The organism is Mesorhizobium sp. M1169, from assembly GCF_040318345.1.
Taxonomy (GTDB): Bacteria; Pseudomonadota; Alphaproteobacteria; order Rhizobiales; family Rhizobiaceae; genus Mesorhizobium.
In genome coordinates this window covers 326,435-332,434 of record NZ_JAMYME010000003.1, presented here as the reverse complement: position 1 = coordinate 332,434, position 6,000 = coordinate 326,435, and the positions used below count along the sequence as shown (strand labels likewise).

The following is a 6,000-nucleotide window of genomic DNA, read 5'->3' as shown; positions in this document are numbered from 1 at the left end:
CCGTCAGCTTCGTGCGCACCAAGTCGCGCGCGTGGATCGACAGCGGCGTCGATCATGCCTGGCAGGATCCCTACACGATCCAGGCCGTCGGTGACCTTCGCCTGCGGGCCAATGCGGCGCAGGCCGTTCTGGACAAGGCAGGGCTGGCGGTCGACCGCGCCGTGGCCGATCCGAACGATAAGACCGTCGCGGAAGCGCAGATCGCGGTTGCCGAATCCAAGATCCTCACCACCGAGATCGCCATCAACGCCACCAACAAACTGTTCGAACTCGCCGGCACGCGATCCACACTGGCCGAGCACAATCTCGACCGGCACTGGCGCAACGCCCGAACCCACACGCTGCACGATCCGGTGCGCTGGAAATACGCGATCCTCGGCAACTATTACCTGAACGACGTCAATCCGCCGCTACACGCCTGGAGCTGAGCGAGAACGCCGTAAAGTCATAGAGGACTGTTCATGAGCACTGCCATCCCCGACAGGATCAAGGTCCTGTGGTTTCTTCCGACCCATGGCGACAGCCGCTATCTCGGCACCTCCGAGGGGGGCAGGGCGGTCGACCTGCCCTATCTGACCCAGGTCGCCAAGGCCGCCGACGCCATCGGCTATTACGGCGCGCTGCTGCCGACCGGCCGAAGTTGCGAGGACAGCTGGGTCGTGGCGTCGGCGCTGGCGCCGTTGACGCAGCGGCTCCGCTTCCTCGTTGCCGTCCGTCCCGGGCTGCAGTCGCCGACGCTCGCGGCGCGGATGACCTCGACGCTCGACCGCATTTCGGGCGGGCGCCTGCTCATCAACGTCGTCACCGGCGGCGACCCGGTCGAGAACAAGGGCGACGGCATCTTCCTCAGCCATGACGAGCGCTATGAGGTGACGCGGGAATTCCTCGATATCTACAAGGCCGTGCTCAGCGGCGAGACCATTGCCTTCGAAGGCAAGCACTTCCGCATCGAGGACGGAAGGCTGCTGTTCCCGCCTGTGCAGACGCCGCATCCGCCGCTCTATTTCGGTGGTTCGTCGGAGGCGGCGAATGCAGTCGCCGCCGAGCAGATCGACAAATATCTGACCTGGGGCGAACCACCGGTCGATGTCGCCGCAAAGGTCGACCATGTGCGCGGCCTTGCCGAGAAGGCGGGACGCGCGGTGAGCTTTGGCATCCGATTGCATGTCATCGTCCGTGAAACCAATGACGAAGCCTGGGCCGATGCCGATCGGCTGATCAGCCGTCTGGACGACAAGACGATCGCCGAGGCGCAGAAGGTGTTCGCGCGCATGGACTCGGTTGGCCAGTCGCGTATGAGCCGGTTGCATGGCGGCCGCCGCGACAAGCTGGAAATCAGCCCGAACCTGTGGGCTGGCGTCGGCCTGGTGCGCGGCGGTGCGGGCACCGCACTGGTCGGCGATGCGGCTACGGTGGCGGCACGGATCGATGAATACCGGCGCATAGGCATCGATACATTCATCCTGTCCGGTTACCCGCATCTGGAGGAAGCCTATCGCTTCGGCGAACTTGTGTTGCCGCAGTTGCCACTCGATCACGAGATCTCAACGCGGCCGACGGCCGTCAACATGGGCCCCTTCGGCGAAACCGTGGCCGGCGACCATCGCCCGTCGGCGCTGCGCGCGAGCCAGTCTTGAGCGCCAGCGCACCGATCATAGCGATTGTCGGCGGCGGCTTTTCAGGTGCGGCGACTGCGTTTCATCTGGCGCGACTGCTCCCGGCCGGTGCATCCGATATCGTGGTCGTCGAGCCCCGCGAGGGGCTCGGCTATGGTCTGGCTTATTCCACGGCCGATCCGGCACATCGCATCAATGTGCCGGCGTCGAGAATGACGCTGATCTCCGGGCAGGACAGCCACTTTGCCGACTGGCTGGAGCAGACCAGAGCCATTGTAGACGATGCCGAGGCTATTGCCGCCTACGGAGCACTCTACCCGCAGCGTCGCGTTTTCGGGCGCTATGTGGGATCTCATCTCCGGCCCTTCCTTCTCAGCAAAACGATCCGCCATGTCAGGTCCGCCGTCGCATCGGTCGAGCGCACCGGCGAGGGCTACCGTCTGATCCTCGCTGATGGCGGGACGCTCGCTGCCGACGCCGTGGTGATTGCGACGACGCATCCGCCGCCGGCCTTGCCGATGCCCCTGAAGTCCGTGGCTGGCACAGCCGGGCTGGTGGCCAATCCCTATGATCTCGAGAGGCTGGAAGCGATCGGCCGCGACGACCGTGTCCTGGTCGTGGGCACCGGACTGACGTCGGCGGACGTGATTGCAACGCTCGACCGCAAGGGGCATCGTGGCCACATCGTCGCGCTGTCACGCCACGGCTATCGCTCGCGCGGCCAAGCCGCGATGCTGGCCGATCCAATTGGCGATTTCACGACCCTTCCTTCACGCAGCGCAACGGCACTATTCAGGCGCATCCGGGTAACGATCCTTGATGCCAAGCGTCGGGGCGAAGACTGGCATCCGGTGCTCGATGCCGTCCGACGTCAGGGACAAACCATCTGGCAGGCCTTGCCGCTGGCCGAGCAGCGACGTGTGGCACGCCATCTTCGTGCGCTCTGGGACGTGCATCGCTTCCGCCTCGCGCCGCAAGTTGCGGACGTGCTCGATCGATGCGTCGCCGAGGGTAAGCTTGCCTATCGCGCCGCAACGATTGTCGGCGCCGAACAGGTCGACGGACGCATTCGCGTCAGGCAGCGGCTGCGTGGCCAACGCAGCCTCGTTGTCGAGGCTTTCGACAGTGTGGTCGTGACGACCGGACCGGCGCACGCCGATATCTTGCGGACCAACACGGCGATTGCGGCGCTCGAGCGGATGGGATTGGTCCGGCTCGACCCGATTGGTCTTGGTTTGGAGACCGACAGCCAAGGCCGTGCGGTCGGCACATCCGGGCGCCCGACCGACAGCGTTTTCGTCAGCGGGCCATTGGCGCGAGGCAGCGTCGGCGAACTGATGGGAATTCCCGAAGTCACCGCACATGCCGAGCGCATCGCCGCCGAAATTCACCAATGGTTGGGATACCAAACGGCGTTGCGTCGCAAGGCGTCGTGAAGCTGCAAACACGATGAGGCTATCCAGATGACACTGACCGAACGCGTTCCCCTAGTGGAAACCTTAGTGGAAACCCGGGTTCCCCTGAAATTTGCGATGCGACACCTGGCCGGAGCTGTCTCCGTGGTCACCGCAGGTGTTGGCGACGAACGGACGGGCGCAACCGTTACCACCGCCCATTCCCTATCGGTCGAACCAGAGGTGATGGTTGTCAGCATCAATCTGAACTCGTCTACCTGGGCAGCCATCAGCCGGCATCGGCATTTCTGCGTGAATGTGCTGCGTGCCGACCAGATCGCGATTGCCGACCGCTTTGCCGGGCGCGGTGGCCTGAAGGGGTGGGCGCGCTACGAGGGCGCTCGCTGGTCCAGCCTTGCAAGCGGCGCACTGGCACTCGACGAGGCGCTTGCCGCGGTCGACTGCGCGGTTGAGGATACTATTATTCGCCACAGCCACGCGCTGATCCTCGGCAGCGTCCGGCATGTGGTGAGCGGAGAGCCGGGCCCGGCGCTGATCTATCATCACGGCGCATACGGATCGTCGTAAACGTATTTCGGTTCCTGGTGCTTGGCGGCGCGGTGAAGGTCCAGGCATTCAAATGAAGGCTTGATCTAGAATGCCTTGGAGAGAAAACAGTAAAGGGGAGGCGGGTCTTTTGGCGTCCAGCCAGAACCGCAGGCTAGAAGTGATTCCCAGCCATTTTGTCGCCCGTCACAATGTTACAAAACTCATCGTAAGTAGTTGATTTTATTATAGGTACCTAGAGTTCAATCCTCTCTCGCAGCACCATCGAATTCAGCATGCACCTGTTAGCGTCAACTGGTCGCCGACTGTCTGCAACAGGTGGAGAGCGGAAGTATCATCCCGGGAAATGTCGCCTCAATCGAGGCTGGCCGGCGACGAGAACGGCTGATTGGCGTCGACCACGAAGATGGCCAGCTCATCGAGATCGGTTGTGCCGGCGCTGAACACCTCCATCGGCGTGTTGGCCCCGTGTCCGATCATTGCCGTGCCAGCTTCAGCATAGGTCACTCCGTGGGGCGTTCTCTGGCCGAGCTTGCCGGCCAGCACATAGAAGGCCTCCGGTCCCGGATGCGTATGGATCTTCGTCTTGACGCCGGGCGCTCCACCGGCGCGGTTGACACGCAGCAAATACTCGCTTGCGCTGATCGGAGGGATCGGTCCGATCTCGACGACCTTGGTTCCGCCGGTCGTAGAGCCATCCTTCGGTCCAAGCGTGAACAGCCAGACCTTGCCTGCGACCTCGGCCGCAAGCGAGGTCGGGCCCGCAACGCTTTGGGCTTGCGCCAGCGTTGGCAGATTATCCAGCCGCCAGTACAACGGTCCGGAGGGCAGTTCCTTCACCTTTTTCTCAACCACCGGCTCGACGGCGAATTTGCTGTCTGCGGGCATTGAGGCTGACGTCATCAGCCCGAAAGCACACACCGAGAATATAAGCAGGCCAATACGACGGGCGCTGAGGGAATGCGGCTTCATGGTTGGTCCTCCCTTTCATGGTCGTCCCCTTCGACCCAATATTAGCTATAGCATATGTACCGACTTACGGCACGGACCAAGTTTCGAGCGAGCTAAAGCGCCTGCCGCCAAAGAAGACTGTTCATGATGCCAAACCCTCTAGGGAGAGTTTTCAAGCGTTGGAACTAGGTGTCGCGGTGGCATTGGCTGCGATGACGAGTGCCAGCAGCGCAAGGCGTGGCTCCTCCGCGTCGTCAAATGGGTAGCCGACGGCCCCCGTTTAGAGTTCGAAGCAGTCTTGCCCCCAGGCTACTGTGTCTGACGTGAGTCCAACGGTCCAGCCGTCCAAGATCGGCCCGCGCATGGCGGCCAGCCCCGTTCGGGCGGGCGCCCGAAAATGCCTGAGGTGCCAAGCATCTCGCCATGCTAGGAAAATGCCAAGGTCGAGGCACAGCTCCGCTCGCACGCGCCATGATGCGCGCGGGGAAGGCGTTCCAGTCTGCCCTGCTGCAGGCGGCTTAACCAAAGCTTGCAGCCGGGAACAACCACTCAACGACTCGCGTTTCTTGCCAAGGCCCGCTTCTTTTGCAACGGGGCGGCGGGCGTCGAAGGCTCGCAAATGTCGCGCCGGCGTTTCAATCGCACTCGCCTCAGCCCTCACGATTTGGCTATTTGTGAACGCGTGTTTGATCAGGTTTGCGCAGATGAGCACATTGACCCTCTAAGCCTGGATGCCGAAGCCTTGGCGGTGATGATTGTCGCAATCTTCCGAAACGTGACTACCAATGAGCGCGAACTGCTGGAGGAAGTTAGGTCTCTTCGTCGCTCAAAAGGCGCAGAGAAGGCGCACTAGCTAGGCGGCGTTCCGAGGCGAATTGTTCTAGTCCCGCATTGGCACAATCGGATTGGCATCTGAATTGCTCATGGAGAATCGCCAGAGTGTAGCCACCGAGCTTGCGAAGGGGACGGAAATGGGCTTAGCCGAAGACTTATCGGATGTCGCGCTCACATTCGAATGTCCGGATTGCTTGCATCCGGCGGTAAGAAAGGGCTCTGCACTAAGAACAATCGCGCACTTCAGATGCGACGGGTGCAACGCCAAGGTGCGGATGACCTATCCGCAGAAGCTCGCGATCTTCGAAAAGCACAGGCTATTGGCCGCAAGCAGCCGGCAAAGCCGCGGGAAGCGATTGTACGCCCCCTACCGGGGCTGATTGCCGCCGACAACACGACACAGAAGGAAAATGCCCAAGGTCAGGGGCACAGATGCGGCCGAAGTGGCTTCGCGACCTCTGCCGCGTGCAGCGACGCGTGCTTAACACTTCCTCATCCGCGCGGCCTTCGCCCCTTTTGACGCATGTTGACCACGGCAATGCCGCCCAATCGGAATAATTCGGGCGAAGGGCTCGTTAGTTCTTTAGGCGGTGCTAAAATACGGCAAAGTGTCCGAATGTCATTTCATGAAGCCCGCC

General features: G+C 62.1%; 6 protein-coding genes. 5 read left to right on the top strand and 1 reads right to left on the bottom strand.

Annotated elements, in window-relative coordinates; genetic code table 11:
• The 4 genes from NKH41_RS05185 to NKH41_RS05170 all read left to right on the top strand — a co-directional run.
• Positions 1-428: acyl-CoA dehydrogenase family protein (locus NKH41_RS05185; RefSeq protein ID WP_352932207.1), on the top strand; the 428-nt coding region annotated here is incomplete at its 5' end.
• 33 nt (positions 429-461) lie between these two features.
• Positions 462-1,637: an FMNH2-dependent alkanesulfonate monooxygenase gene (gene ssuD, locus NKH41_RS05180; RefSeq protein ID WP_352452602.1), complete on the top strand. Its 1,176-nt coding sequence runs from the start codon at positions 462-464 to the stop codon at positions 1,635-1,637.
• A complete protein-coding gene (locus NKH41_RS05175) occupies positions 1,634-3,052 on the top strand; it encodes an FAD/NAD(P)-binding protein (RefSeq protein WP_352772554.1) in 1,419 nt (472 codons plus the stop codon). Before ssuD ends, NKH41_RS05175 begins: the two co-directional genes overlap by 4 nt.
• A 27-nt stretch (positions 3,053-3,079) precedes the next feature.
• A complete protein-coding gene (locus NKH41_RS05170) occupies positions 3,080-3,598 on the top strand; it encodes a flavin reductase family protein (protein ID WP_352772551.1) in 519 nt (172 codons plus the stop codon).
• Positions 3,599-3,931: 333 nt separating this feature from the next.
• On the opposite strand, the gene NKH41_RS05165 is transcribed toward NKH41_RS05170, so the two are convergent.
• Positions 3,932-4,549 carry a cupin domain-containing protein gene (locus NKH41_RS05165; protein ID WP_352453637.1) on the bottom strand — a complete coding sequence of 206 codons (618 nt, stop codon included), beginning with the start codon at positions 4,547-4,549 and terminating at the stop codon, positions 3,932-3,934.
• A gap of 508 nt (positions 4,550-5,057) precedes the next feature.
• Between NKH41_RS05165 and NKH41_RS05160 the strand changes: the two genes are divergently transcribed.
• Positions 5,058-5,381, top strand: coding sequence for a hypothetical protein (locus NKH41_RS05160; protein ID WP_352453636.1), 324 nt, complete (start codon positions 5,058-5,060; stop codon positions 5,379-5,381).
• Positions 5,382-6,000 lie beyond the last annotated feature (619 nt).

Bases quoted from the DNA above. Each gene is read 5' to 3' on its own strand.
- ssuD (WP_352452602.1), top strand. From the start codon at position 462: ATGAGCACTGCCATCCCCGACAGGATCAAGGTCCTGTGGTTTCTTCCG.
- NKH41_RS05170 (WP_352772551.1), top strand. From the start codon at position 3,080: ATGACACTGACCGAACGCGTTCCCCTAGTGGAAACCTTAGTGGAAACC.
- NKH41_RS05165 (WP_352453637.1), bottom strand. From the start codon at position 4,549: ATGAAGCCGCATTCCCTCAGCGCCCGTCGTATTGGCCTGCTTATATTC.